General features: G+C 75.7%; 21 protein-coding genes. 9 read left to right on the top strand and 12 right to left on the bottom strand.

Translation table 11 applies throughout. The features are described 5' to 3' along the window. Positions 1-115 precede the first annotated feature (115 nt). Positions 116-805, top strand: coding sequence for a hypothetical protein (locus tag ACI8AR_RS16800; RefSeq protein ID WP_457052037.1), 690 nt, complete (start codon positions 116-118; stop codon positions 803-805). A gap of 33 nt (positions 806-838) precedes the next feature. Here ACI8AR_RS16800 and amaB read toward each other — a convergent pair whose 3' ends face one another. The 3 genes from amaB to ACI8AR_RS16785 form a co-directional block, all read right to left on the bottom strand. Beyond that, on the bottom strand, positions 839-2,368 hold the full coding sequence (gene amaB, locus ACI8AR_RS16795; protein WP_457052036.1) for an L-piperidine-6-carboxylate dehydrogenase: 1,530 nt from the start codon (positions 2,366-2,368) through the stop codon (positions 839-841). Between the two features lie 135 nt (positions 2,369-2,503). Next, positions 2,504-3,661, bottom strand: coding sequence for an NAD(P)/FAD-dependent oxidoreductase (locus ACI8AR_RS16790; RefSeq protein WP_457052035.1), 1,158 nt, complete (start codon positions 3,659-3,661; stop codon positions 2,504-2,506). An 86-nt stretch (positions 3,662-3,747) separates the two neighbouring features. Continuing rightward, positions 3,748-4,584 carry an HpcH/HpaI aldolase/citrate lyase family protein gene (locus tag ACI8AR_RS16785; RefSeq protein WP_457052034.1) on the bottom strand — a complete coding sequence of 279 codons (837 nt, stop codon included), beginning with the start codon at positions 4,582-4,584 and terminating at the stop codon, positions 3,748-3,750. 133 nt (positions 4,585-4,717) lie between these two features. Here ACI8AR_RS16785 and ACI8AR_RS16780 point away from each other — a divergent pair, with 133 nt between their 5' ends. The 3 genes from ACI8AR_RS16780 to ACI8AR_RS16770 all read left to right on the top strand — a co-directional run bounded on the left by ACI8AR_RS16780 (position 4,718) and on the right by ACI8AR_RS16770 (position 7,998). Next, on the top strand, positions 4,718-5,317 hold the full coding sequence (locus ACI8AR_RS16780; protein ID WP_457052033.1) for a TetR/AcrR family transcriptional regulator: 600 nt from the start codon (positions 4,718-4,720) through the stop codon (positions 5,315-5,317). Between the two features lie 6 nt (positions 5,318-5,323). Next, the gene (locus ACI8AR_RS16775; RefSeq protein ID WP_457052032.1) at positions 5,324-7,507 is read left to right on the top strand and encodes an MMPL family transporter; all 2,184 of its coding nucleotides are present in this window, start codon (positions 5,324-5,326) and stop codon (positions 7,505-7,507) included. A 62-nt stretch (positions 7,508-7,569) separates the two neighbouring features. Then, the gene (locus tag ACI8AR_RS16770; RefSeq protein ID WP_457052031.1) at positions 7,570-7,998 is read left to right on the top strand and encodes a PhzF family phenazine biosynthesis protein; all 429 of its coding nucleotides are present in this window, start codon (positions 7,570-7,572) and stop codon (positions 7,996-7,998) included. Between the two features lie 6 nt (positions 7,999-8,004). Here ACI8AR_RS16770 and ACI8AR_RS16765 read toward each other — a convergent pair whose 3' ends face one another. Further along, the gene (locus ACI8AR_RS16765; protein ID WP_457052030.1) at positions 8,005-8,400 is read right to left on the bottom strand and encodes a VOC family protein; all 396 of its coding nucleotides are present in this window, start codon (positions 8,398-8,400) and stop codon (positions 8,005-8,007) included. A gap of 121 nt (positions 8,401-8,521) precedes the next feature. Then, complete coding sequence (gdhA, locus tag ACI8AR_RS16760) at positions 8,522-11,098, bottom strand: NADP-specific glutamate dehydrogenase (protein ID WP_457052029.1); 2,577 nt, start codon at positions 11,096-11,098, stop codon at positions 8,522-8,524. Positions 11,099-11,163: 65 nt separating this feature from the next. Here gdhA and ACI8AR_RS16755 point away from each other — a divergent pair, with 65 nt between their 5' ends. Then, on the top strand, positions 11,164-11,754 hold the full coding sequence (locus ACI8AR_RS16755) for a helix-turn-helix domain-containing protein (protein WP_457052028.1): 591 nt from the start codon (positions 11,164-11,166) through the stop codon (positions 11,752-11,754). Further along, positions 11,751-12,479, top strand: a complete 729-nt coding sequence (locus ACI8AR_RS16750; protein WP_457052027.1) for a B3/B4 domain-containing protein — start codon at positions 11,751-11,753, stop codon at positions 12,477-12,479. Before ACI8AR_RS16755 ends, ACI8AR_RS16750 begins: the two co-directional genes overlap by 4 nt. On the opposite strand, the gene ACI8AR_RS16745 is transcribed toward ACI8AR_RS16750, so the two are convergent. Together ACI8AR_RS16745 and ACI8AR_RS16740 are read right to left on the bottom strand one after the other, a co-directional pair. Then, on the bottom strand, positions 12,458-13,651 hold the full coding sequence (locus ACI8AR_RS16745) for an NAD(P)/FAD-dependent oxidoreductase (protein ID WP_457052026.1): 1,194 nt from the start codon (positions 13,649-13,651) through the stop codon (positions 12,458-12,460). The two genes, ACI8AR_RS16750 and ACI8AR_RS16745, sit on opposite strands and share 22 nt — an antisense overlap. A 59-nt stretch (positions 13,652-13,710) precedes the next feature. After that, positions 13,711-13,932, bottom strand: coding sequence for a hypothetical protein (locus tag ACI8AR_RS16740; protein ID WP_457052025.1), 222 nt, complete (start codon positions 13,930-13,932; stop codon positions 13,711-13,713). Between ACI8AR_RS16740 and ACI8AR_RS16735 the strand changes: the two genes are divergently transcribed. After that, on the top strand, positions 13,904-14,221 hold the full coding sequence (locus tag ACI8AR_RS16735; protein WP_457052024.1) for a hypothetical protein: 318 nt from the start codon (positions 13,904-13,906) through the stop codon (positions 14,219-14,221). The genes ACI8AR_RS16740 and ACI8AR_RS16735 overlap by 29 nt on opposite strands. 133 nt (positions 14,222-14,354) lie before the next feature. Beyond that, positions 14,355-16,355: an alpha/beta-hydrolase family protein gene (locus tag ACI8AR_RS16730; RefSeq protein ID WP_457052023.1), complete on the top strand. Its 2,001-nt coding sequence runs from the start codon at positions 14,355-14,357 to the stop codon at positions 16,353-16,355. A gap of 48 nt (positions 16,356-16,403) precedes the next feature. On the opposite strand, the gene ctaD is transcribed toward ACI8AR_RS16730, so the two are convergent. From ctaD to ACI8AR_RS16705, 5 genes are all read right to left on the bottom strand, one after another. Further along, positions 16,404-18,161: an aa3-type cytochrome oxidase subunit I gene (gene ctaD / locus ACI8AR_RS16725; RefSeq protein ID WP_457052022.1), complete on the bottom strand. Its 1,758-nt coding sequence runs from the start codon at positions 18,159-18,161 to the stop codon at positions 16,404-16,406. 220 nt (positions 18,162-18,381) lie between these two features. Then, positions 18,382-18,819, bottom strand: a complete 438-nt coding sequence (locus ACI8AR_RS16720) for an ATP-binding protein (RefSeq protein WP_456928483.1) — start codon at positions 18,817-18,819, stop codon at positions 18,382-18,384. A gap of 346 nt (positions 18,820-19,165) precedes the next feature. After that, the gene (locus ACI8AR_RS16715) at positions 19,166-20,428 is read right to left on the bottom strand and encodes a DUF4032 domain-containing protein (protein WP_457052021.1); all 1,263 of its coding nucleotides are present in this window, start codon (positions 20,426-20,428) and stop codon (positions 19,166-19,168) included. Between the two features lie 117 nt (positions 20,429-20,545). Next, entirely contained in the window at positions 20,546-22,186 is a 1,641-nt protein-coding gene (locus tag ACI8AR_RS16710) for an FAD-dependent oxidoreductase (protein ID WP_457052020.1), read from the bottom strand. A gap of 607 nt (positions 22,187-22,793) precedes the next feature. Continuing rightward, positions 22,794-23,531, bottom strand: a complete 738-nt coding sequence (locus ACI8AR_RS16705; RefSeq protein ID WP_457052019.1) for a response regulator transcription factor — start codon at positions 23,529-23,531, stop codon at positions 22,794-22,796. A gap of 759 nt (positions 23,532-24,290) precedes the next feature. On the opposite strand from ACI8AR_RS16705, the gene ACI8AR_RS16700 reads away from it, so the two are divergent. Then, a complete protein-coding gene (locus ACI8AR_RS16700) occupies positions 24,291-24,728 on the top strand; it encodes a hypothetical protein (protein ID WP_457052018.1) in 438 nt (145 codons plus the stop codon). Positions 24,729-25,359: the final 631 nt, after the last annotated feature.

The following is a 25,359-nucleotide window of genomic DNA, read 5'->3' as shown; positions in this document are numbered from 1 at the left end:
CGCAACAGAGCGAAGATGGCGCCGCCCCCCCCCCCCCCCCCCGCCCCCCCCCCCCCCCCCCCCCCCCCCCCCCCCCCCCCCCCCCCCCCCCCCCCCCCCGACCGGAGGTCCCCAGGTGTGCGGTGCGTGCGGTGCCGGCCCGGCCGAGGACTGGGCCTCCCCCGTCCTCGGCTCCTCCGCGGCGCGGTCGGCGGTGGCCGCGGTGGTCGGGGCCGCCGCTCCCCGCGGCGTCCGCGTGCGGCCGGTCCCCGGTGGGTGGACGGTCGCCCGTCCCACCGGCGGGGCCACCGTGGCCGGCACGGTCACCCGGCTGGTCGAGGCCGTCGCGGCCGATCCCGGCGCGGAGGTCGACCTGCCGCCCGCGCCCGGCGACCACCTGCCGACGTGCGGGCGCCGTCCGGTGACGCTGGTGCACGGCGACACCGTCCCCGGCGCGGTCGACACCGCGGACGCGGACTGGCCGCACCGGGTGACCGGAGCCGGGACCGCGGTCGTGCTGACCGCCCGCGAGCGACCGGAGGCGGTGCTGGACCTGCTCCTGGCCGACCCCCTCCGCCGCTCCGTCCGGGTCACCCGCCTGGTGAGCGCCACGCTCCCGGGGTGGCGCGGCCCGACCGCCCGGCTCCCCGGGATCCCCGCGGCGGTCCCCCGCGACCGGGTGCCCGCGCTCACCGCCCTGCTCGCCCTGCGGCTGGCCGGCCGCGGGCCGCACGAGCGGACCCGCACCCGGGTGGCGGTCGACGGGACACGACTGACCCTCGACGCCCTCGGCCCGCGGGTGCTCGCCCTCCACGGCGAGGGGTGACCCGGGCGGCCGGCCCGGGTCACCCCGCCGCCGTCAGATGGGGAACTCCACCCCCTGCGCGAGCGGCAGCTCACCGGAGAAGTTGATCGTGTTGGTGGCCCGGCGCATGTAGCCCTTCCACGCGTCCGAGCCGGACTCGCGGCCGCCGCCGGTGTGCTTCTCCCCGCCGAACGCGCCGCCGATCTCCGCCCCCGAGGTGCCGATGTTGACGTTGGCGATGCCGCAGTCGGAGCCGTCGGCGGCGAGGAAGCGCTCGGCCTCGGCCTGGTCGGAGGTGAAGATGCTCGACGACAGCCCCTGCGGGACGTCGTTGTTGAGCGCCACCGCCTCCTCCAGCGTGCGGTAGGGCAGCACGTAGAGGATCGGCGCGAACGTCTCCTGCCGGACGATGTCGGTCTGCCCGGGCATCCGGACCAGCGCGGGCTCGGCGTAGTACGCGTCCGGTGCCTCGTCGGCCAGCCGCCGTCCCCCGCCGGCCAGCACCTCCCCGCCCTGCTGCCGGGCGGCCTCGAGCGCGTCCTGCATCGCCTTGAACGCGGCGTCGTGGATGAGCGGCCCGACCAGCGTGCCCGGCTCCAGCGGCGACCCGATCGGCAGCCGGCGGTAGGCGGCCGCGACCCGCTCGGTGAGGGCGTCGACGACGTCGACGTGCGCGATCAGCCGGCGCATCGTGGTGCAGCGCTGCCCGGCGGTGCCGGCGGCGGAGAAGACGATCCCGCGGGTGGCGAGGTCGAGGTCGGCCGACGGCGTGACGATCGCGGCGTTGTTGCCGCCGAGCTCCAGCAGCGACCGGCCGAAGCGGTCGGCCACCCGCGGCCCGACCAGCCGGCCCATCCGCGTCGACCCGGTCGCCGACAGCAGCGCCACCCCCGGCGACTCGACCAGCGCCTCGCCGACGTCGGCACCGCCGAGCACGACCTGGCTCAGCCCCTCCGGCGCGCCGGTCTCCGCGATGGCCCGGTCCAGCAGCGCCGCGGAGGCCAGCGCGGACAGCGGCGCGAGCTCCGAGGGCTTCCAGACGACGGGATCGCCGCAGACCAGCGCGAGCGCGGTGTTCCACGACCAGACGGCGACCGGGAAGTTGAACGCGCTGATGACGCCGACGACGCCGAGCGGGTGCCAGGTCTCCATCAGCCGGTGGCCGGGGCGCTCGGAGCTGATCGTGCGGCCGTACAGCTGCCGGGAGAGGCCGACGGCGAACTCGCAGATGTCGATCATCTCCTGGACCTCGCCGGCCGCCTCGGAGGTGATCTTCCCGACCTCGACGCTGACCAGCGTGGCGAGGTCGGCCTTGTGCTCGCGCAGCAGCTCGCCGAACCGGCGGACCAGCGCGCCGCGCACCGGCGCCGGGACCGTCCGCCAGGTGCGGAACGCCTCGTTCGCGCGCTCGACGGCGGCCGAGACGTCGGCCGCGGTGTCCCGGCGCAGCGCGGCGACCCGCTGCCCGTTCACGGGGGAGGTCACCGGGAAGTCGCCCGCGATCGCGTCGAGGTCGACGCCGCAGCGGCCGGCGGCGTCGGCCGCCAGGCGCGCGAGGTCCTCGGCGGTGGGCAGGGTGGTCACAGGGCACTCCTCAGGGTGGGTGTGGTTGCCATCGTGCAGTCTCCCGCCGGCGGCCCCGTCCAGAGGCTCGCCGCGAGCTTGCGAGCGGTGAGGGGGACGGGGTCCTTCATCGAGCGGTGGGGGGCAGAGGGGTCCTCACACGATGTTGAGCTCGGGGCGGACGCCGGCGCCGGCGAACCGGCGGACGTCGAACCCGGAGACGTCGACGAACGGCTGCGCGCCGACGTACAGGTCACGCACCACCTCCCCGACCGCCGGCCCCATGAGGAAGCCGTGGCCGGAGAAGCCGGTGGCGTACAGGAACCCCTCGACGTCGGCGGCGCGGCCGATGAGGGCGTTGTGGTCCGGCGTCATCTCGTACAGGCCCGCCCACCCGCTGGCGACGCCGACGCCGGCCAGCGCGGGCGCCCGCCGCTCGATCGCCGCGCCCAGCCGCGGCAGCCAGGCGTCGGAGCGGGTGAGCCGGAAGCCGGGGGTCTCGTCGGGGTCGGACATGCCCAGGAGCAGGCCCTCGCCCTCCCGGTGGAAGTAGAACGAGGTGCCGAAGTCGATGGTGAACGGCGTGTGCGGGTCCAGGCCGGGCACCGGCTCGGTGACCAGGATCTGCCGGCGCAGCGGGCTCACCGGCAGGTCGACGCCGGCCCACGCGCCGACCTGCGCCGACCAGGGGCCGGCCGCGCAGACCACGGCCTCGGTCTCGATCGTGCCCGCCGCCGTGGCGACCGCGGCGACCCGCCCGTCGCGGACGTCGATCCCGGTGGCCGGGCAGTGCGGCAGCACGGCGACCCCGGCCCGCCGCGCGGCGGAGGCGTAGCCGAGCACGACCGACTCGGGCGTGCAGTGTCCGTCGGTCGGCGACCACGCGGCGGCCAGCAGCCCGTCCGGGTCGACCATCGGGGACAGCCGCACCGCCTCGGCGACGTCGACCATCCGGCTGGGCACGCCGAGGTCGTTCTGCAGCGCGACCGCCGCCTCGAAGTCCGCGACGGCCGCGGCGTCGTCCAGGAGGAAGAGGTAGCCGACCGGGGCGAAGTCGATCTCCTGGCCGAAGCGGGCCGGGAAGTCGCGGAAGGTCTCCAGGCTGCGGGCGCCGAGGGCGACGTTCACCGGGTCGGAGAACATCGCCCGCACGCCCCCGGCGGCCCGGCAGGTCGAGCCCGACCCGAGGGCGTCCCGCTCGAGCAGGACGACGTCGGGCACCCCGGCCAGGGCGAGCTCGTAGGCGGTGGCCAGCCCGACGACCCCGCCGCCGACGACGACGACCGAGGCCGAGCGGGGCAGCTGCCGGGTCATGGGACCTCCTGCTCAGGACGGGACGGGATCCCCATCCTGGGCCCTGGAGGCCCCCGGCACCACGACCCGGCCGCCGCGTGGCCCGATCAGGCGGGCTGCACCCCGAACGTCTCGGCCAGCCGCTGGATCTTGCGGGCCCGGCCCAGCCGGGGCAGGTCGCTGCCGTCGCGGATGACCTGGCCGCGGGCCTCGAAGTCGGCGAGGAAGTCCAGCGCCCACGCGACGTCGGACGGCGCGGGGCTGATCACCTCGTTGATGACCGGCGCCTGCTCGGGGTCCAGGCACAGCTTGCCGGTGAGGCCGAGGGTCACGGTGACCGCCGACTGCTCGCGCAGCACCGGGTGGCTGGTGCTCACCGTGGGGCCGTCGATCGGGCCGGGCAGGCCGCCGATCCGGCTGGCCACGACCAGCCGGGAGCGCGGGTAGGCCATCGCCAGGTCGTCGGCGCTGGTGCCGGTGTCACGGCGGTAGTCGCCGCTGCCGAAGGCGAGCCGGAAGGCGCCGCGGGCGCGGGCGATGCCCACCGCCTCCTCGATGCCCAGCGCCGACTCCACCAGCGCGAGCACCGGCGTCGAGCCGCCGAGCCGGTCGAAGGTCTCGGTGACGTGCTCGCCGGCCTCGGTCTTGGCCAGCATCACGCCGGCCAGCCCGGGCAGGCCGGCCAGGGCGGCGACGTCGTCCTCCCAGAACGGCGTCGAGTGGTCGTTGATCCGCACCCAGGACGACCGGTCGCCGTCCTGCAGCCAGTCGACGACGCCGGCGCGGGCCTCGCCCTTGCGGGCCGGGTCGACGGCGTCCTCGATGTCGAGCACCACCTGGTCCGCGCGCGAGGCGTACCGCTCCGCGAACAGTTCCGGGCGGGCGCCGTTGACGAGGAGCCACGAGCGCGCGTCCGCCGGGCCGACCCTCCTGCGTGTCGTCATGACGTCATCCTCGCCCCGCGCGGGCGGGGACCCGGGAGCGGCTCCCGGCCAGCGGGACGCTGTGAGCGACCCCACGCCGACCAGATCGGGCGGTCGGCCGACCGGATCGGTCGGGCCGCCGTAGCGTGGGAGCGTGGCCCGCCCGTTCCGGCAGCAGATCGACGAGGGGATCCTCGACCGCGCCGCCGCCCTCTTCGCCCGGCGTGGCTACGCCAAGACGTCGGTGCAGGACGTGGCCGACGCGGTGGGCCTGTCCAAGGCCGGGCTGCTGCACCACTACCCCAGCAAGGACGCGTTGCACGAGGCCGTGCTCGCCCAGGCCGAGAGGCTCGGCGAGCGGGTGCTCGACCAGGTGGCGCACCTGCCGCTGGGCCCGGCGCGCGACCTCCGCGCCGTCGAGGTGCTCGTCGACGTCGCCCTGGCCCACCCCGGCGTCGTCGCCCTGCTCCTGGCGCCGGCCACGCAGGGCGAGCCCGGCGCCGAGGGAGCCCTCACCGAGGGGGCCGGCGCGATGGCGCTGGCCGCCTTCGGCGTCGACCCGGAGACCGCCGAGCCCGAGCGGTGCGTCCGGGTCGTCGGTGCGCTCGGCGCGCTCGCCGTCCTCACCCTCGCCGCCCGCCAGGCGGACCTGACCCCGGCGTGGCGGCCGTACGTCGTCGCGACCTGCTTCGACGCGCTCGGCCACCGCCGCCCGCACGTGACCCCTTCCCACCCCACCCAGGCGGAGGCCTGATCGTCCATGGCAGTCCTGTTGTCCCGTCTCGGGACCTCCTCCGCGCGGCACCGGTTCGCCGTCCTCGCCGTGTGGCTGCTGGTCCTCGTGGCCGGCGGCGTCGGCGCGGTGACCCTCTCCGGGCCGACGTCGACCAGCTTCTCCATCCCCGGCCAGGAGTCCACGACCGCGCTGGAGCGGATCGGCGAGGAGTTCGGCGCGGGGGCCGGCGGCGTGTCCGCGCGGGTCGTGGTCGCCGCGCCCGAGGGCGGCACGCTGACCACGCCGGAGAACGCCGCCGCGGTCACCGGGCTGGCCGGCACGCTCGGGCAGCTGCCCGGAGTCGTGTCCGCGACGAACCCGCTGGACCCGGCCGCCCCGTCGGTGAACCCGCAGCAGACGGTCGGCTACAGCACCGTCACCTACGACGCCGAGGCCGGCGGGGTCACCCCCGAGGAGCAGGACGCGCTGCGCGACGCCGTCGCCGACGCCCGCGACACCGGGCTGACCGTCGAGGTCACCGGGCAGGCGCTGGAGGAGGTGCCGGCCGTCGGCGGCCCGGCCGAGGTCCTCGGCGTCGTCGTCGCGCTGGTCGTCCTGGCCGTCACCTACGGCGCGCTCGCCGTGGCCGGCATGAACCTGCTGACGGCGCTCGTCGGCGTGGGCGTCGGCGTCCTGGGCATCACCATCGCCACCGGCTTCGTCGACCTGTCCTCGACCACGCCGATCCTCGCCGCGATGCTCGGCCTGGCCGTCGGCATCGACTACACGCTGTTCATCGTCACCCGCCACCGGCAGGAGCTGCTGCGCGGCACCGGCGTCCACCGGTCCATCGGGCTGGCCGTCGGCACCGCCGGCTCCGCGGTGGTCACCGCCGGCCTCACCGTCGTCATCGCGCTGGCCGGCCTGTTCGTCGCCGGCATCCCGTTCCTCACCCAGATGGGTCTGGCCGCGGCCGCGACGATCGTCGTCGCCGTGCTGGTGGCCCTCACGCTGGTCCCGGCGGTGCTCGCCCTGCTCGGCCACCGGGTGCTGCCCCGCAGGCGCCGCGCCGCGGCGACCGCCGGGACCGCCGTGCCGGCCCGCGGGCGGGGCTTCCTCGGCGGCTGGGTCGGCACCGTCACCCGGTTCCGCACCGCCTCGCTGCTGCTGGCCGTCGTGGGCCTCGGCGTGATCGCGATCCCGGTCGCCTCCCTGCAGACCACGCTGATCCAAACCCCGGCCGAGGGCACCTCCGCCGCCCGCGCCGACGCGCTGCTGGCCGAGGGCTTCGGCGAGGGCTTCAACGGCCCGATCACCGTGCTGTTCGAGGGCGACCGCGCCGCGGAGGCCGCCGGGCAGGCCGCCGGCGCGGTCAGCGGCCTCGACGACGTCGCGCTGGTCGCGCCGCCGGTCCCCGACGCCGACGACACCGCCGCGCTGCTCACCGTCGTCCCCGAGTCGGGCCCGACCACGCAGGCCACCGAGCAGCTCGTCGCCGACCTGCGCGCGCAGCTGGCCGACCTCGACGGCGTCGACGCCTACGTCACCGGCGCGACGGCGGTCAGCGTCGACGTCGCGCAGAGCCTGGACGAGGCGCTGCCCAAGTACCTGCTGCTCGTCGTCGGGCTGGCGCTGGTGCTGCTCGTGCTGGTCTTCCGGTCGCTGCTGGTGCCGCTGGTCGGCGTCCTGGGCTTCCTGCTGACCATCGGCGCCTCGCTCGGCGCCACCGTGGCGGTGTTCCAGTGGGGCTGGCTGGCCGACGTGGTCAACCTCGACACCACCGGCCCGCTGCTCAGCCTCACCCCGATCCTGGTCATCGGCATCCTGTTCGGCCTGGCGATGGACTACCAGGTGTTCCTGGTGTCGCGGATGCACGAGGCGCACAGCCACGGCACCCCGCCGCTGGAGGCCGTCCGCACCGGGTTCCGGCAGGCCGCGCCGGTCGTCGTCGCCGCCGCGCTGATCATGTTCAGCGTGTTCGCCGGGTTCGTCCCGGCCGGCGAGGCGACGATCAAGTCGATCGCCTTCGCGCTGGCCATCGGCATCCTGGTCGACGCGTTCGTCGTCCGGATGGTGCTGGTGCCCGCCGCGCTGGCGCTGCTCGGGAAGGCCGCCTGGTGGCTGCCGCGCTGGCTGCGCTGGCTGCCGGTGCTCGACGTCGAGGGCGCCGCGCTGGAGCGGCACCCGGGGCCCGCGCGCGAGCCGGCGCCGGCCGGCCACCCGCGCTGACCCAGGACGCCCACGGCCCGTCTCCCCTCCCGGGGAGGCGGGCCGTGCTGTCTCATGGCGGCGTGGTCACGGCTCCGGTCCCCCGTCCCGAGGCCCTGCGGTACGTCGCGTCCAGCGCCGACCCGTCCGGCGGCAACCCCGCCGGGGTCGTGCTGGACGCGACCGGCCTGACCGACGACGAGATGCTCGCGATCGCGGCCGACGTCGGGTTCTCCGAGACCGCGTTCCCGCTGCCCCGCATCGACGGCCTGGACGCCCGGTGCTCCAGCCCGCTGGCCGAGGTGGGCGGCGTCGTCGAGGACCCGGCCACCGGCGCCGCCGCGGCGGCGCTCGGCGGCTACCTGCGGGAGGGCGGGCACGCGCCGGTGCCCGCCCGGCTCACCGTGCTGCCGGGCGCGGACACGGGCCGGCCGAGCACGCTGTCGGTGCACGTGCCGGCCGGGACCGGCGGCATCGAGGTGAGCGGCACCGCCGTCCCGATCCCGGGGTGACCCGCGTCAGGCGCGGCTGTCCTCCTGGTCGATGCACAGGACGTTGCCCTCGCTGTCCGTGAACCAGGCCGCCTTGCCCATGCCGGGGATCGAGGCGATCTCCCCGCTCCACTCGACGCCGGGCATGTCCCCGTACACCTCGAAGGCGACCCCGCGGGACTTGAGCTCCTTCACCTGGGACTCGACGTCGTCGACGTGGAACTGGGCGATGGTGTGCCCGGCCTGCCCGGCGTAGTCGGTCCGGTAGACCGAGAAGCGGGTGCCCCCGCTGGTCTCGTACTCCAGGACCTCGCCCGGGAGCTCGCGCACCGGGGTGAGGCCCAGCTTGTCGGCGTAGAAGGTGCGCGCCCGGTCGATGTCGCTCGCCGGGATGTTCGCCGCGACGCGGCTGTCGTCCAGCATGGCCGGCTCCCGAGGGGTGGGACGGGTCCCCCGTGCTGACGTCCGCGGACGCTAGCCCCGGCGGGCGGCGGGGGGCAACGGAGACCGGGCCGTCACCCTCCCGCCCGGCGCCCTCCCCGCCTCAGACGAGGCCGTGCGCGTGGACGGCCTCGGCCACCTGCAGGAAGCCGGCCACGTTCGCGCCGAGGACCAGGTCGCCCGGGGAGCCGTACTCCTCGGCGGTGGCGTGGCACCGCTCGTGGATGCCGCGCATGATCTCCTCCAGCCGGGCCTCGGTGTGCTCGAAGGTCCAGCGGTCGCGCGAGGCGTTCTGCTGCATCTCCAGGGCGGAGGTGGCCACTCCCCCGGCGTTGGCGGCCTTGCCGGGCGCGAACGCGACCCCGGCCTCGCGGAACACCCGGACCGCGTCGGGCGTGGCCGGCATGTTGGCCCCCTCGACGACGTAGCGGCAGCCGCCGCGGGCGAGGACGGCGGCGGCGTCGCCGTCGAGCTCGTTCTGGGTCGCGCTCGGGATCGCGACGTCGCAGGGCACGTCCCAGACGCTGCCGTCGGCCACGAACGACGCCGAGCCGACCCGCTCGGCGTACTCGCCGATCCGGGCCCGCTCGACCTCCTTGACCTGCTTGAGGACCTCGAGGTCGATGCCCTTCTCGTCGACGACGTAGCCGCTGGAGTCCGAGCAGGCGACCACGGTGCCCCCGAGCTGGTGCACCTTCTCGACCGCGTAGACGGCGACGTTGCCCGACCCGCTGACGGTGACGCGCCGGCCGTCGAACGACTCCCCGGCCGCCTCCATCATCGCCTCGGCGAAGAAGGCCGCCCCGTAGCCGGTGGCCTCGGTGCGGACCAGCGCGCCGCCCCAGCCCAGGCCCTTGCCGGTGATGACCCCCGACTCGTAGCGGTTGGTGATCCGCTTGTACTGGCCGAACAGGTAGCCGATCTCCCGGGAGCCCACGCCGATGTCCCCGGCGGGCACGTCGGTGTACTCGCCGAGGTGCCGGTAGAGCTCCGTCATGAACGACTGGCAGAAGCGCATGACCTCGGCGTCCGACCGGCCCTTGGGGTCGAAGTCCGAGCCGCCCTTGCCGCCGCCGATGGGCATGCCGGTGAGCGCGTTCTTGAACACCTGCTCGAAGCCCAGGAACTTGACGATCCCGAGGTTGACCGACGGGTGGAAGCGCAGCCCGCCCTTGTAGGGACCCAGGGCCGAGTTGAACTCGACGCGGAACCCCCGGTTGATCTGCACCTCACCCGAGTCGTCCTGCCAGGGCACCCGGAAGATGACCTGCCGCTCGGGCTCGCAGATGCGCTCGACGGTCTTCATCTCGGTGTACTCGCTGTGCCGGCTGAGCACCACGGCGAGCGACTCGAGCACCTCGCGGACCGCCTGGTGGAACTCCGGCTCCGCGGGGTTGCGGCGCAGCACCTCCTCGTGGATGCGCTCGACCACCGGCGGGAGGCTGTCGGCCACGGGGATCCCTCCGCTCCTCGGCCGGACCCGTTCCGGATCCGTGGTGCGGTCATGATGCCGGGTCCCGGTCTCGGCCCTCCCCGCCGGTACCCCGCGTCGCCGGGCGGAACCCGGGACCCACCCCGCGGCCTCGAGCGCGGCCGCGAGGTCGGTCCACAGGTCCTCGACGTGCTCGATCCCGACGCTGAGGCGCACCAGCCCGGCCGGCACGTGCTCCTGACCGGGCAGCTTCGCCCGCCGCTCGACCGTCGACTCCACGCCCCCGAGGCTGGTGGCCGAGGCGACGACCCGGACGCGGGCGCAGACCGCGTCGGCCGCGTCGGCGTCGGCGACCTCGAAGGCCAGCACCGTCCCGGAGCCGCGCATCTGCCGGGCGGCGAGGTCGTGGTGCGGGTCGCCGGGCAGGCCCGGGTAGCGCACCCGCAGCACCGCCGGGTGCGCGGCCAGCCGGCGGGCGAGCTCGCCCGCGGACTCCTGCGCCTGGCGCAGCCGGACGGCGAGGGTGCGGGCGCCGCGCAGCGCGAGGAAGGCCTCGAGCGCGCCCGGCGTGGCCCCGGCGACCTCGCGCCGGCGGGCCAGCCGCGCCCGGTCCTCCGGGCGGCGGCACACCACCGCGCCGAGCAGCAGGTCCGAGTGCCCGCCGATCGCCTTGGTCGCGCTGTGGACGGCGAAGTCGGCGCCGAGCCGCAGCGGGTTCTGCAGCAGCGGGGTGGCGAAGGTGTTGTCCACGGCGACGAGCGCGCCGCCGGCGGCGGCCACCGCGGCGACGTCGACGACCTGGAGCAGCGGGTTGCTCGGCGTCTCCAGCCAGACCAGGTCCGCGTCGCCGGCCGCGGCGGCGAGCGCGCCGGCGTCGGCCATGTCGACCGTGCGCACCGCCCAGCGCCCGCCGGCCGCCACGCCGTCCGCGAGCAGGGCGCGCAGGCCGGTGTAGCTGTCCCGCGGCACCACCACCCGCGCCCCCACCGGCAGCAGCTCGAGCACCGCGGCGATCGCCGCCATCCCCGAGGAGAAGGCCACCGCGGTGCCGCCCTCGAGGTCGCCGAGCAGCTCCTCGAACGCCTCCCAGCCGGGCGTGCCGTCGTCGCGGGAGTACTCCCGCCCCGCCGTGCCGGCCGGGGCTGCGCGGAAGTTCGACGCCGGCACGATCGGGACGTTCAGGGGCTGCCCGGGCGCCCCGCTCCCCCGGCCGAGGGCCGCCAGCCGGGTCTCCGCCCGCAGCTCCACGGACACCACCTCCTCCGATGCAGTATGTTGCACTTCGAGAGGCAGCGTACGAGGAGGGAGCGGGGATGGCGCAAGCACCCGGGGTCAACGAGCTGATCGGGCAGCGTGTCCGGCAGCACCGCACCGCCCGCGGCTGGACCCTCGACGAGCTGGCCGACCGCTCCGGCGTCAGCCGCCGGATGGTCATCACCATCGAGCACGGCGAGGGCAACCCGAGCATCGCCACCCTGCTGCGGATCAGCGACGCCCTCGGCGTCGGCCTGCCCGTGCTGGTGGACGTCGAGCGCCCCCGCGCGCTGGCCGTCACCGCGGCCGGACGGGCACCGGTGCTGTGGCGCGGCCCGCACGGCGGCCGGGCGCTGCTGGTCGCCGGCACCGAGCCACCCGACGTCGTCGAGCTGTGGGACTGGACCCTCCACCCGGGCGAGGAGCACGCGAGCGAGCCGCACAGCGCCGGCACCCGGGAGCTGCTGCTGGTCCTCGAGGGCACGGTCGACCTCCGCGTCGGGGACCGCACCGACCGGCTGGCGGCCGGGGACTCCGCGGCCTTCGCCGGCGACGTCCCCCACGGCTACGCCGCCCCCGCCGACGCGCCCGCCCCCGCCCGCTTCGCCCTGACCGTGTTCCAGCCCGACGTTCCCGGAGGACGCAGATGACCGACCCGCAGGAGTGGCTGGCCGCGGCCGCCGTCGACGACGCCGTGCTCGCCCTCCGCCCGGACTACCGGGCGCTGCTGCTCACCGCCGACGGGCTGCAGGGCGGCCCCAGCGACGCGGCCAGCGAGCGCGTCCTCGCCGCCGCCGAGGCCACCGCGCGGGAGCGGCTGGACGGGCGGCGGCCCGAGGAGCTGCCGCACCCGGCCGCCTGGCGGGAGGCCTACCGGGCCTTCGGCGCCAAGCCGCAGCGCACCCGGCCCAGCGTCGAGGCGCTGCTGCGCCGGCTGGACCCGGACGGGCTGCCGCGCATCGACCGGATCACCGACGTCTACAACGCCGTCTCCATCGCCCACCTGCTGCCGCTCGGCGGGGAGGACCGCGCCGCCTACGCCGGGCCGCCGCGGCTGGTGCGCGCCGACGGCAGCGAGCCCTTCGACACCACAGCCGGCGGCGAGCCCGCCGTCGAGCACCCGGAGCCCGGCGAGGTCGTGTGGCGCGACGACGCCGGCGTCACCTGCCGCCGCTGGAACTGGCGCCAGGGCGTGCGCACCCGGATCACCACCGGCACCACCAGCGCCTTCTTCGTCCTCGACGTCCTGGACCCCGTGACCGACGACGACGCGCACGCCGCCGCCGACGCGCTCACCGACGCCCTGCTCGCCCTCGGCCCCGGCGCCGTCGTCCACCGGCGGCTGCTCGGCGGTCAGGCGTCGACGGGGGCGTAGAGCCCGGCCGAGGCACTCGCGCCGCTGACGACCAGGTCCGCCACCACGCGGGAGGCGACCCACGCCTGCACGTGGCCGGTGCCGTTGTAGCCGCCCAGCGCGAGCACCCGCCCCTCGGTGCCGGGCACCGGCCCGCACCGGGGAAGGGGGTCCTCGGCGAAGCCCACGACGCCGGCCCACCGGTGCGTGACCGGCGCGTCGACCCGCAGCTCCTCCCGCAACCACCGGTCCAGCCGCGCCTGCACCGGCGCGGAGACCTCGGCGCGGTCGGTCCAGCCGGCGTCCCCGTCGAGGTCGGAGAAGCCGCCCAGCGCGATCCGGCCGTCCGCGGTCTGGTGCACGTACTCGTGGCCGTACCGGGCGTAGACGGGGAACGGGAGGACCGCCCGCCCGAGCGGTGCCGTGGCGAGCATGTTCAGCCGCCGCGGCCGCACGGCCGCCGCCGTCGGCACCAGCGCCGCGAGGTCGCCGTCCACGGCCACGACCGCCCGGTCGCAGCGCACCGTCCCGGCCGCCGTCCGCACGACGACGCCGTCCCCCTCGGCGGCCGGCGGCGCGACCACCGCGGAGCGCTCGAAGACCCGGGCGCCGCGCGCCTCCAGCGCGGCGGCCAGCGCCCGCAGCCAGCGGACCGGGTGCACCGGGCCGTCGTGCGGGAAGAGCAGCCCGGCCCGCTCCGGCCGGGCGAGCGGGCCGGGGAGGTCGTCCCCGGCGACCGGCGTCCCCGGGAAGCCGTCCTCGGCGAGCGCCGCGGCGTTGGCCCGGACGTCGTCGGCCTCGGCCGCGTCGACGGCGAGCCGGAGCAGCCCGTCGACGCGGAAGTGCGCGCGGGCGCCGACGGCCTCGGCCACCTCGAGCACCTCCCGCTGGGCGGCCAGCGTCGCCGCGTGGACGGCGACCGCCCGCTCGCGCCCCCAGAGCACGCGGGTCTCGTGGTACATCGGCGCTGCGCCGGCGATGAAGAAGCCGCCGTTGCGGCCGCTGGCGCCCGACGCCACCTCGTGCCGGTCGAGCACCACCACGGAGAGGCCGGCGTCGAGCAGCCGCCGGGCGGTCGCCAGCCCGCCGACGCCGGCGCCGACCACGCAGACGTCCGCCCGCGCCTCCCCCTCCAGCGGGGACCGGGGGCGGTACGGCTCGTCCTGCCACAGGGGTACCGGGCTCGCGTCCACGGGCTGATCGTCGTGCACCGCCACCGGCGTGGCCCACAGGGGTGGTGGTCCCGCGGGTCTCATCCGCCGCGGACGACGCGGCGCCCGCCGCCGGAGGGCACGGTCGGCGGCATGTCGAGGTGCGTGTCCGTGCTGGCGCTCGTGGCCCTGGGAGCGGGACTCGTCTCCTGCTCCTCGGCGGACTCGGCGGACTCGGCGGACTCGGCGGCGAGCTCCTCGGCGACGTCCTCGGCGACGTCCTCGAGCGCCGGGGTGTGCGGTCCCGCGGAGGACCTGCGCACCTCCCTGGCGGCGCTGCGGGACGTCCCGGTCGTCGAGCAGGGCACCTCCGCGCTGGAGGAGGCCTGGGCGACGGTGGAGGAGGACTGGGGGCAGTTCGCGGACGCGGCCCGGACCGAGTACGGCGACGACGTCGACGAGGTGCAGGCCGAGGCCGACGCCGTCCGGGAGGCCGTCGACGCGGCGCAGGCCGATCCGTCCGCCGGCACGCTGGGCACGGCGGCCACCGCCGTCGGGGCGTTCGTCCGGGGAGCCGACGCCCTCCTGGAGGAGACGACCTCGGGCTGCTGACCGCGCCGGCCGCGGGACGGACGGGGCGCCCGGGGACGGCGTGCGCGGACGGCGTCGGACCCGAGTGGCGACCCTGCAGGCTCGCACCGGGAGGGTGAGCCGCGATCCACCCCACCCGACCCACCATGCGGTCATGGGACGTGCACGGGCCCGGACGCGACGGACACGAGCGGGACGGCAGGGCCGCGGGGCGACCCCGGCCGCGAGCACCGCACCCGACGTCGGGCTGGCCGTGGCCGCGGCGATGGCCCCCGGGACGTTCGCTCCCTCCCTCTCCTCGCGCAGCGCGGCGGACCAGGGACTGGTGACCGGGCTGGCCACGGGACTGCACTACGTGCTCTCGGCCGGGACGCAGGACGTGCTGGAGGCCACGGCACGCCTGCTCCTCAGGGGGGCACCGTCCGGGTCGGCGCGGAGCGCCGGGACGATCGCGGTCGACTGCGCGGCCGTGCCGCTCGGCCTGGCGGCGCTCCGGGCGTTCCCGCCGCGGGCCGACGACCCGCTCCGCGGCGCCGTGCGCCAGGCGGCCTGGCGGCTGGCTGCCACGGGGTCCGGGAGCGCGCTGCTGGGCGGAGCGCGGCTCGGCGCGCAGGCGCTGGACGACCGCCTGCGGCTGCACGGGCGCCTCGCCTCCGTCCCGCTGGCGGTCCCCCTGGGTCTGGCGGTCGCCTACGTGCTGGACCGGTTGCGGGCAGGTGAGCACGCGGGGAGCATGGCCGGGGCAGAGGCCCCGTCACCGCTGTCGTCCCTCGGGATCGCCACGGGGGTCGTCGGCTCCTTCGCCGGGGTCGCCTACGGCGAGCACGCCCTCGTCGACCTCCTCGCCCGTCGGCTGGGGACGGTCCTGCCCGGACCTCCGGAGATCTGGCGCCCGGTGGGCCACGCGGGTTTCCTCGCCGTCCTGGGGCTGGGCGCCTCCACCGTCTGGCACCGGGCGATGCGGCGGATCGAGGCGAGGACGTCGGTCGACGTCCCGGTGCTCGAGGCGGGCGAGAGCGACCGGTGGGTGCCGGCGACCGTCAGCGGCGGTCCCGGCAGCCTCGTCGCCTGGCGAGGCCTGGGGCGCGACGGCCGGCTGCACGCGCTCGCCTCGGTCCGCCCGCGCCCGGTCGCGGATCTCCCGGACGGCGTGCCGGACCTGTCCGTCGAGACCGTCATGGGCACGCCCGCGCGCGCCGCCCCCGTCCAGGTGTACGTCGGGCTGGACAACGCGCCGACCCCCCGCGCGCGGGTGGACCTCGCGATGGCCGAGCTGGAGCGGACCGGCGCGTTCGACCGGTCGCTGCTGGTCCTGGTCTCGCCGACCGGCACCGGCTACGTGAACTACGTCGCCACGGCCGCGCTGCAGTACCTCGCGCTCGGCGACGTCGCCACCGTGGCCCTGCAGTACTCCCGCCGCCCGTCGCCGCTGTCCCTCGGCATGGTCCCCCGCGCCCGGGAGCAGAACCGGTTGCTGTGGCTGCGGGTCCTCCAGCGGCTGCGCGACCGTCCCGGCCGCCGTCCGCGCGTCGTGGTCTTCGGCGAGAGCCTCGGCGCGCACACCAGCCAGGACGTGTTCCTGCACTGGGGCACGCTCGGCCTCGACGCGATGGGGATCGACCGGGCGCTGTGGATCGGCACGCCGTACGGGAGCGGGTGGATGCGCCAGGTCACCCGCGGGGACCGCCTCGACGTCGACCCCGACGCCGTCGCCGTCGTCAACGACCACGCCCAGTACGCCGCGCTGGTCGAACGACGTGGCGGCCCGCCCCGCTTCGTCCTGCTCAGCCACGACAACGACGGCGTGACGAGGTTCGGCCCGGATCTGCTCTGGTACCCCCCGGACTGGCTGGGCGCCGCGCGACCCCGCCCCGAGCCGGTCGCCGCCGGCAGTCCCCGCGGCGTCCCCCCGGCGATGCGGTGGCGTCCGCTGACGACGTTCTTCCAGAGCCTCGTGGACATGAAGAACGCGCAGACGTCCGGGCCCTTCGGGGCGACGCAGCACGACTACCGCGCGGACCTCCCCCGCTTCCTCTCCGACGTGTTCGGGCTGCCCGCGTCCGAGGAGCAGCTCCTGCGGATCGAGCAGACGCTGCAGGTGCGCGAGACGGTGCGCGAGCGGATGTTCGCCGTCGTCCCCGGAGCCGTCGACTGACCGGCCGGACGGCGGGCCCTGGACCGGCGCGCCGTCCGGGCCGGCGGGTCAGGTGAAGTCGGGGTCGTTGGGACCCTGACGCGGGCCGGTGCCCTCGACCAGCTCGCTGACCCCGCCGTAGGGCTCGCGCCGCTTGCCGACGTGCGCCTCGGCGTGCAGCCGCTCCACCAGGTGCGGGTAGTGCGCCTCGAACGCCGGGCGCTCGGAGCGGATCCGCGGGATCTCGGTGAAGTTGTGCCGCGGCGGCGGCGAGGACGTCGCCCACTCCAGCGAGTTGCCGTACCCCCAGGGGTCGTCGCGCAGCGCGGGCCGGCCGTACCGCCACGACTTCGTCACGTTGTAGAGGAACGGGATGATGGAGGCGCCGAGGACGAAGGAGAAGATCGTCGAGACGGTGTTCAGCGCGGTGAACCCGTCGGTGGGCAGGTAGTCGACGTACCGGCGCGGCATGCCCTCGGTGCCCAGCCAGTGCTGGACCAGGAACGTGCCGTGGAAGCCGATGAAGGTCATCCAGAACTGCAGCTTGCCCAGCCGCTCGTCCATCATCCGGCCGCACAGCTTGGGGAACCAGAACGCGATGCCGGCGTTGGCCGCGAACACCACGGTGCCGAAGACGACGTAGTGGAAGTGCGCGACGACGAAGTAGCTGTCGTTGACGTGCCAGTCCAGCGGCGGGCTGGCCAGCAGCACCCCGGTGAGCCCGCCCAGCAGGAACGTCACCAGGAAGCCGATCGACCAGAGCATCGGTGTCTCGAACGTCAGCTGGCCGCGCCACATCGTGCCGATCCAGTTGAAGAACTTGATGCCGGTCGGCACGGCGATGAGGTAGGTCAGGAACGCGAAGAACGGCAGCAGCACCGCACCGGTGGCGTACATGTGGTGCGCCCACACCGTGATCGACAGCCCGCCGATGAGCAGCGTCGCGCCGACCATCCCCTTGTAGCCGAACAGCGGCTTGCGCGAGAACACCGGGATGACCTCGGTGATGATGCCGAAGAACGGCAGCGCGATGATGTAGACCTCGGGGTGGCCGAAGAACCAGAACAGGTGCTGCCACAGCATCGGGCCGCCGTTCTCGTCCGAGTAGACGACGGCGCCGAGGTGGCGGTCGGCCAGCAGCGCGAACAGCGCCGCGGTGAGGATCGGGAACGCGAACAGCACGAGGACGCTGGTGACCAGCGTGTTCCAGGTGAAGATCGGCATCCGGAACAGGGTCATGCCCGGCGCCCGCAGGCAGGCGATCGTCGTGGTGAAGTTGACCGCCCCGAGGATGGTGCCCAGACCGCTGACCGCCAGGCCCGCGATCCACAGGTTCCCCCCCATCCCCGGGGAGTGCGTGCCGTCGGACAGCGGGGTGTAGGCGTACCAGCCGAAGTCCGCGGCGCCGGTGGGGGTGAAGAAGCCCGAGACCGCGATGACACTGCCGAACAGGAACAGCCAGTACGAGAAGGCGTTCAGCCGCGGGAAGGCGACGTCCGGCGAGCCGATCTGCAGCGGCATGACCAGGTTGCCGAAGGCGAAGAACAGCGGCGTCGCGAAGAACAGCAGCATGATCGTGCCGTGCATCGTGAACAGCTGGTTGTACTGCTCGGGCGACAGGAACTGCAGCCCGGGCCGGCCCAGCTCACCGCGGATCAGCATGGCCATGAAGCCACCCACGATGAACCAGGCGAACGACGTGACCAGGTACATCAGGCCGATCGTCTTGTGGTCCGTGGTCCGCAGCAGGTTGCTGAGCCGGGACCCCCGGGCGGGCGGCGGCTGGGCATACGGGCGACTGACGATGGGCGCCGGGGCGATGGTCATGGTCCGCCTCCGTCATCACCGTGTCTGGCGCTGACTGCGGATCACGGTAGGAGGCCCGGACGACCGGGGCAATGCACCTCGCGCTGCGGGCGGACACCCACTGCGGGACCCGTCGGCCGACGTCGCCACCCGCGCTCCCGCGGCGCGACGGACGCACGTCGCCACACCCCGTGAGACGACAGCGACCACCCCGCCGGCCGAGCACCATCCCCGCTCGGGCTCAGGCCGCGGCGACGCACGCCCACACGTGCTTGCGGCCGTCGTCGACCATCCAGCCGTGCGTGCGGCACAGCCGGGCCACGAGGTGCAGGCCCAGCCCCCCGTCGACCGGGTCACGGTCGACGGTCGGCACCGGAGGACACTCGACCGCGGCATCGGTGACGTCGACGAGCCAACCGCCGCTCGCAGCCACGACGCAGACGGTCACCGGCGGCCGCCCGTGGCGCAGGCCGTTGGAGGTCAGCTCCTCGAAGACCAGGAGCAGCTCGTCGGCGTCCACCGGCGCGCGGTCTCGCAGCCCCGCCGTGCGCACCGTGGCCTGGAGATCGTTCCGGCTCACCGTGAGGTCCATGGGCGTGCACAGCTCCCGCCGCCAGACCGCGAGGGCGACGTCGGGCACGGTCGGGAGCGGTCGCTGGGTCCAAGGCACCTGGTCCATCGGTCACCCTCTGCTCGGGGAGGAGCCGAGCCCCGCACCAGGTGGAACGCGTCCACTCGAGGCCTCGGCGGTCGTGCGGGGCGCAGGGGCCGTACTCCTTGCGTCCGTTGCCGTTCTGGAATCCAGAGCGTAGGTCTGCGGTGGTCGCGGTCGCCTGCCGGTCTCGCGTTCCCCCGGCGAGGCGTGACCGGCGGTCACGGGGTGTACCGGGAGATGGCATCCGCGGGGCGACGGGAGCCCCGGACGGCGCGGGACGGGGAGCGGGGACCTCACTGACGGCTGACACCGGCCTCCGGCCGCCGGTCCGCGCCGTCGACCGCGGGTCTGGAGGACGGTGGGACCGGCCCTACGCGGAGTCGCTCGTCGGGGCCCGAGGTCCCGGGTCGGCGCTCGGGGGTGGCGGCGTCACCAGGTCGCCGGGCACTGCCGGCAGCACCCGGTCGACGTAGTCCCGCACCGCGGCCTGCATCCCGACGTCCCGGCCGGCCGCCTCGGACAGGAACCACCGGTGCTCGAGGACCTCGTGGAAGACCTCGGCGGTGTCCAGCCGGCTGCGCAGGTGCGCGGGGATGGCGGCGATCGTCGGCTGGTAGCTCTCGGTCAGCCAGCGGATGGCGGCCGCGGTCTCGGAGACCGGGCCTCCTCCCACCTGCTCGAGCGCGGCCCGGTAGCTCACGATGTCGGCGAGGAGGCGGCGTGCCTGCTTCTCCTGGACGTCCAGCCCGGTCCGGCTGAACAGCGCCCGCCGGCAGTCCCCGGGTTCGGCGACGCGGGTGGTGAGGCGCAGCCGGCTCCCGCCGGCCGGGTCCTCGACGAGCTCCACCTCGCCGACGTCGAACCCCAGGTCCTGGAGCCTGCGGATGCGCCCGGCGACGCGGAGCTGCTGCTCCTCGCGCGACACCACCTCCTCGCTGGTCAGCTGGGTCCACAGCTGCTCGTACCGCGCCACCAGGTCGGCCGCCGCCAGTGCCGGGTCGAGGTCCCCGGCCAGGGAGCCGCTCTCCCGCAGGTCCGTCAGTTCGCTGACCACCCGCGCATAGGCGACGTCCGTGTCGTGGTCCCGCTGGCTCTGGGTGAGCCGCTCGTGCACCTCCCCCGTCTCGGCGTCCACGAGGTAGGCGGCCAGCGTCCCGGCATCGAACCGGAACAGGGTGTTGGCCAGGGAGCAGTCGCCCCACACGATGCCGGCCAGGTGCAGTCGGACCAGCAACTCGACCTGCGCGTTCATCACCCGGTCGATCAGGTGCGCGCCCCGGGGGTTGGCGAACAGCGCGAGGAAGGACGACGAGTAGTCCAGGAAGCGGGTGACGAGCACCGCCTGCTGGTCGCCGGGCCGGTCGACGACGGCGCCGACGACCTCGACCGCCGGGATGCCGAGCTCGTGCAGCCGGCGCAGCACCTCGTACTCGCGGCGAGCGGGTCGCTCGGGCAGCTCCTTGAGCGCGAACACGCCTCCGGCCTCGGCCACGAACCGGACGACGTGACGGGAGCGCCCGTGCTGCGGGATCTCGACGATCCGGTCGTCGGTCCACTGCGAGAGCGGGACGTCCCAGGGCAGGGTCAGCAGATCGGCCGCCGCCTCGGCGGGAGGACTGAACACGAAGCGCATCCCGGACCTCCGGTTCCCGGACCCGGTCCTCCCGAGGTTAGCGCGCGGCTCCCCGGCTGCCGCACGACCGCACCGGCCTCCGAGACGTCGACGGCAGGCCGACCCCGGGTGAGGCCCTCACCCGCGGCCGAGGTGGTCGTGGACCATGCGGATGGCGATCGCGCCCTCACCGACGGCGGAGGCCACCCGCTTGACCGACCCGTGCCGGACGTCGCCGACGGCGAACACGCCGGGCACGCTGGTCTCGAACGCGTGGCTCCCACCACCGGCGGAGCTGCCACGCCGGTCGGCTCCGGTCAGGACGTAGCCCGCGTCGTCCCGGTGGATCGCGTCGGGCAGCCACTGCGTGTGCGGCTCGGCGCCGATCAGCACGAACAGGCCCGCGGCCGGCACCGTCGCGGTGTCCCCGCCACCGCGATCGCGCACGACCAGGTGGGTCAGCCGCCCCTCACCGCCCCCGCCGACCGCCTCGGCGCCGTGGCGGACGACGACGTTGGCCGCCGCCTCGATCTCGCGGACCAGGTAGTCGGACATGGTCGCGGCCAGCGAGGCGCCGCGCACGAGGAGCGTCACCCGCCGGGCGTAGCGGGCCAGGTGCAGCGCGGCCTGACCCGCCGAGTTGGCCCCGCCGACGACGTACACCTCCTCCCCCGCCATCGCCTGCGCCTCGGGAGCCGCGGCGCCGTAGAAGACCCCCGCCCCGACGAGCGCGTCGAGGGACGGGATCCCGAGCCGCCGGTAGGTCACCCCGGTCGCGAGGACGACGGCGCGGCTGGTGACGGTGCTGCCGTCACCCAGCGAGACGACGAGCCCGGCGCCCGAGGCCTCCAGGCCGACCGCGCGCGGTCCGTAGACGAACTCCGCGCCCAGCAGCCAGGCCTGCTCGTAGGCCCGCTGGGCCAGGTCGGCGCCGGGGATGCCGCGGGGGAAGCCCAGGTAGTTGCGGATCAGCGAGCTGGTGCCGGCCTGACCCCCCATCGCCTCGGTCTCCAGCACGACCGTGCGCAGCCCCTCGGAGGCGCCGTAGACCGCCGCGGCCAGCCCCGCGGGGCCCGCGCCGACGACCGTGACGTCGTAGGGCCGCGCATCCGGCCGGGTCCGGACGCCGAGCGCGTCGGCGATCTGCACACCGGACGGGTCCTCGAGGACCCGTCCGTCGAAGAGGACGACCACCGGCAGCCGGGCGGCCGGCCGGCCCACCTCCCGCAGCAGCGCCCGGCCCTCCTCCGAGGTCACGTCGAGGAAGCCGTAGGCCACGCTGTTGCGGCTGAGCAGGTCCCGGATCTCGTGCGACCGCGCCGCCCAGCGCTCCCCGACCACCCGGGCCGCCAGGAACCGCGGACGGTTCGGCAGCGCCCACTGGTACAGGAACTGGCCGACCGCCTGGTGGAAGTGCTCGTCCCCGGGCTGCCAGGGCTTGGTGACCCAGTCGATCTGCCGCAGCACCGACACCGGCAGCACGGGCGCGATCGACCGGTCGTTCCAGGTGATCAGGACCGACCGCTTCGCCGCCGGGTGCAGCGCCCGCACCCGGTCGAGGAACTCGATGCCGGTCATCCCGGGCATCCACTGGTCGGCGAGGACCAGCGCCACCTCCCCGCCCGCCGCCCGCACCCGCGCCAGGTCGCCGAGTGCCTCCTCCGCGGAGGTGAGGCAGCGGACGTCGTAGTCGGTGCCGTACCGCTTGGTCAGCTCCTCCTGCACCGGACGCAGCGTGGCCGGGTCGTCGTCCACCGCCATCAGCACGGGCCTGTCCATCGCACCCCCTCCGCCGGTGCCCGAGCAGTGTGCCGGAGGGCGGTCCCCCCGTGGGGTGGGCGCTCAGCCGCCGCGTCAGGAGAGCTGCGTCTCCGCCCGGTGGTCACCGCTCTGCGCGGCGCCGTCGTCCGGACCGGGCGTCGGTCAGGTGCCCGCCCGGCCGCGGTCGCGTCCCCAGGGCGCGGCCCGGCCGCGCTCCGGCGCCTGCGCCGACCCCGTCCGACGTGGACCGGCCACGGCCGTCGACGGGACCCCTGCTCGGGGATCCGCGCGCCGTCTCCGGGTCGCTGCGCCCCTCGCCTCCGACCGGGCGGGACGCCGACCTGCGGTGGTGCTCCCTCGATCGGGTCGAACCGACGACTCCGGGATCGGCCGGTGGTACTCGACCCTCGGGGCCTGGTCCGTTCCGGATCAGGCCCGAGCAGGGGCTTCGCGGGGTTCGTCGGCCACCACGGCCCGTTCCACACCCTTGTCGACCGCCGGTTCCTGGGGGGTGAGACGGGGCCGAGGATCCGGTGCGCAGCGAGCAGCGCGGCCGACCGACCGGCACGGCGCCCAGTAGCCCGGCCGTGGCGCCCACCTGCCGGTCGACCGGCCCGGGAACCGCTCAGTCGGTCGGATCCCCCGCCGGGCCCTGTTGCGGGGCGCGCGACCCCAGCGGCGGGAGGCCGGCCGCAGCGGACGGACCGGGCCCCTCCCCCAGGAGGTCGCGCAGGTGCGTCGCGAGGATCGCGACCTGGGTGCGCCGCTGCATGCCCAGCTTGCTCAGCAGGTGGCCGGTGTAGTTCTTCACCGTCTTCTCGGTCACTCCCAGCCGCTCCCCGATCTGACGGTTGGTGAGCCCCTCACCGATCAGCCACAGCATCTGCCGCTCCCGCAGGGTGAGGCCACCGAGCGGCTCGGGCGCTCCTCCTCGGGAGCCACCGGCGATCGAGGCGGTCACCTCTCGACCGAAGACCGTGCCGCCGGCCGCCACCGTCCGCACCGCCGCCACCAGCGCGGCGGCGCGCACGTGCTTGACCAGGTACCCGGCGACCCCGGCCTGCATGGCCGCGGCCACCGTGTCCGGGTCACTGTCCATGCTCAACACCAGGCAGCGCAGGCCGGGCACCGCCCCCCGCAGCGACGCACAGGCGTGCGCGCCGTCGCCGTCGGGCAGGCGCATGCCCACCACGGCGACATCCGGCCGGACCGCGGACCCGCGCGCCAGCGCCTCGGCCGCCGAGGCGGCCTCGGCGACCACCGTGATCCCCGCGGCGCCGTCCAGGGCGTGCCTCACCCCGCGACGGACGACCTCCTGCTCGTCGAGCACGAGCACTCGTACCGCAGCCGGGGATGACTGCATCGTGGGCACCTTCGCATGACGGCGTGAGATGCAGCCTCGTCCGGCTCGCAGCGCGGCGCCACCAGGCTTCGCGGGCCCGGTGCCGCTGCAGCGCGGGGAGACCTGCACGCCCCCGCTCCACACGGGGACGGAGCCGCGCGACGAGGTCCGCCGTGCGGCTGTCTCGACCACGACCCGCCCGCCCCGGGCGCTGTCGGCCCCGGCGCAGGAACGGGACGGCGAGCCGCTCCCGGGCACGCGCGGCTCGTCGGTCAGAACGCTCCCGACCGCGGCGAGCTGCCACTCCACCGTGCCGAAGCGGCCCTCCGGCGCGGGCCGGGCTGTCCTGCGTCGCGTGGCACGAGCCCTCGGTGGACGACGTCGTCCGCGGGGGCCCGAGCCCGACCGTGCCGAGGTCCGGTCCCGCGTCGGGCCGCCAGGACCGGTCGACCCGGTGCGGCCGCCTGTCGGACCACCCCACCCATGCGGTTGCTCGCACGGGCACCCGAGGCCCGCGGCTGCCCGCGCCCCCGTGTCGTCCCCCTCCGCCTGCCGCAGGGCCGCGTCGAGAGTCCTCGACCACCGGCAGCGGGGCGGCCTGGCCCAGCGCTCGAACGAGGGAGCCCGGCCCTCCTCACACCGGCTCGGGCGTGGTCGTGGAGCTGCGAGGCCTGGCTCGCACCCTCTGGACAACGGCACGAACGAGGTGAACCGTGCCCCGTACGCGGTGCCGCCCCCTCCCCTCGAGCCGAGACCCGGGCGCCGCGAGGAGGGGCGCCGGTGACTCCCGCTGAAGCGGCCATGCTGCGAGCACGCGAGCTCGCCGTGCACGCACACCACGGCCAGGTCGACCAGGCCGGACACGACTACTACACGGCGCACGTCGCCGATGTGGTCCGACGCGTCGGCAGCGATCCGGTACTGCGCACCATCGCCTACCTGCACGACATCGTCGAGGACACCCGCGTCTCTCTCGCCGATCTCGCCGCACACCGCTTCAGCGCCCCGGTGCTCGCCGCCGTCGACGCCCTCACCCACCGCCCGCCCGAGGCGCGGGTGACCTACTACGCCCGGGTCCGCGCCGATCCGCTGGCACTTCCGGTCAAGCTCGCCGACATCGCCTCCACCATCGCCCCGGATCGTCTGGCGCTGCTCGACGCCGAGACCCGAGCGCGGCTCAGCCGCGAGTACGCAGCGGCCCTCGACGCGCTGCAGTAGACCCGGAACCACCTGCGGGGTCCTGTGCAGCCGTTGGTCGCGGAGCTGGTGCCCAGCGCGTCCGCGAGGCTCAGCGCGGTGACGTCGTTCGACGGGATCGAGTAGAGGTCCGGCGCCCCGATGCCGCGCAGCTCGTCCTGCAGCGGCAGCGAGGTGGTCCCGCGGATCGGCGTCCGGATCGCCGGCCCGTCGTAGAACACCGGCCGGCGAGACCGGATGGTGGCCTCGTCCGCCGCCGGGGGACGGTCCTCGGCGGCGCGGACGGGCACGGCCCCTCCCCGCGGTGGACCGCGGCCGCTCGGCGATCGACGCCGCGGGGCTGCTCGCGCCCAGCGGCAGAGCCGCCGGGCGGCGAAGAAGCTGATGTCGGAGTCCTCGATCGGGAGCACCCGGGCACACGCCGGACCGGCCGCTGGGGCAGCATCTCCGGACCGGACAGCTCCAGCGCCGAGGCGACGACCGCGACGCGGAACTCGCCGATGAGGGTCACGAGGTCCAGCCGGACGCGCACCCCACAGCCGCGGGTGGGGGGTGCGGGGGCCGGCTCCTCTCGTCCGCGCCGGCCAGCATGCGCGCTCGCGCGCACTTCCGCGCCACGGGATTCCTGCCCCGGCCCGTGGGTGACGGCGAG

The organism is Geodermatophilus sp. SYSU D01036, from assembly GCF_054050435.1.
Note: the sequence above shows the minus strand (reverse complement) of the source record. Positions and strands in the feature narration are given on the sequence as shown.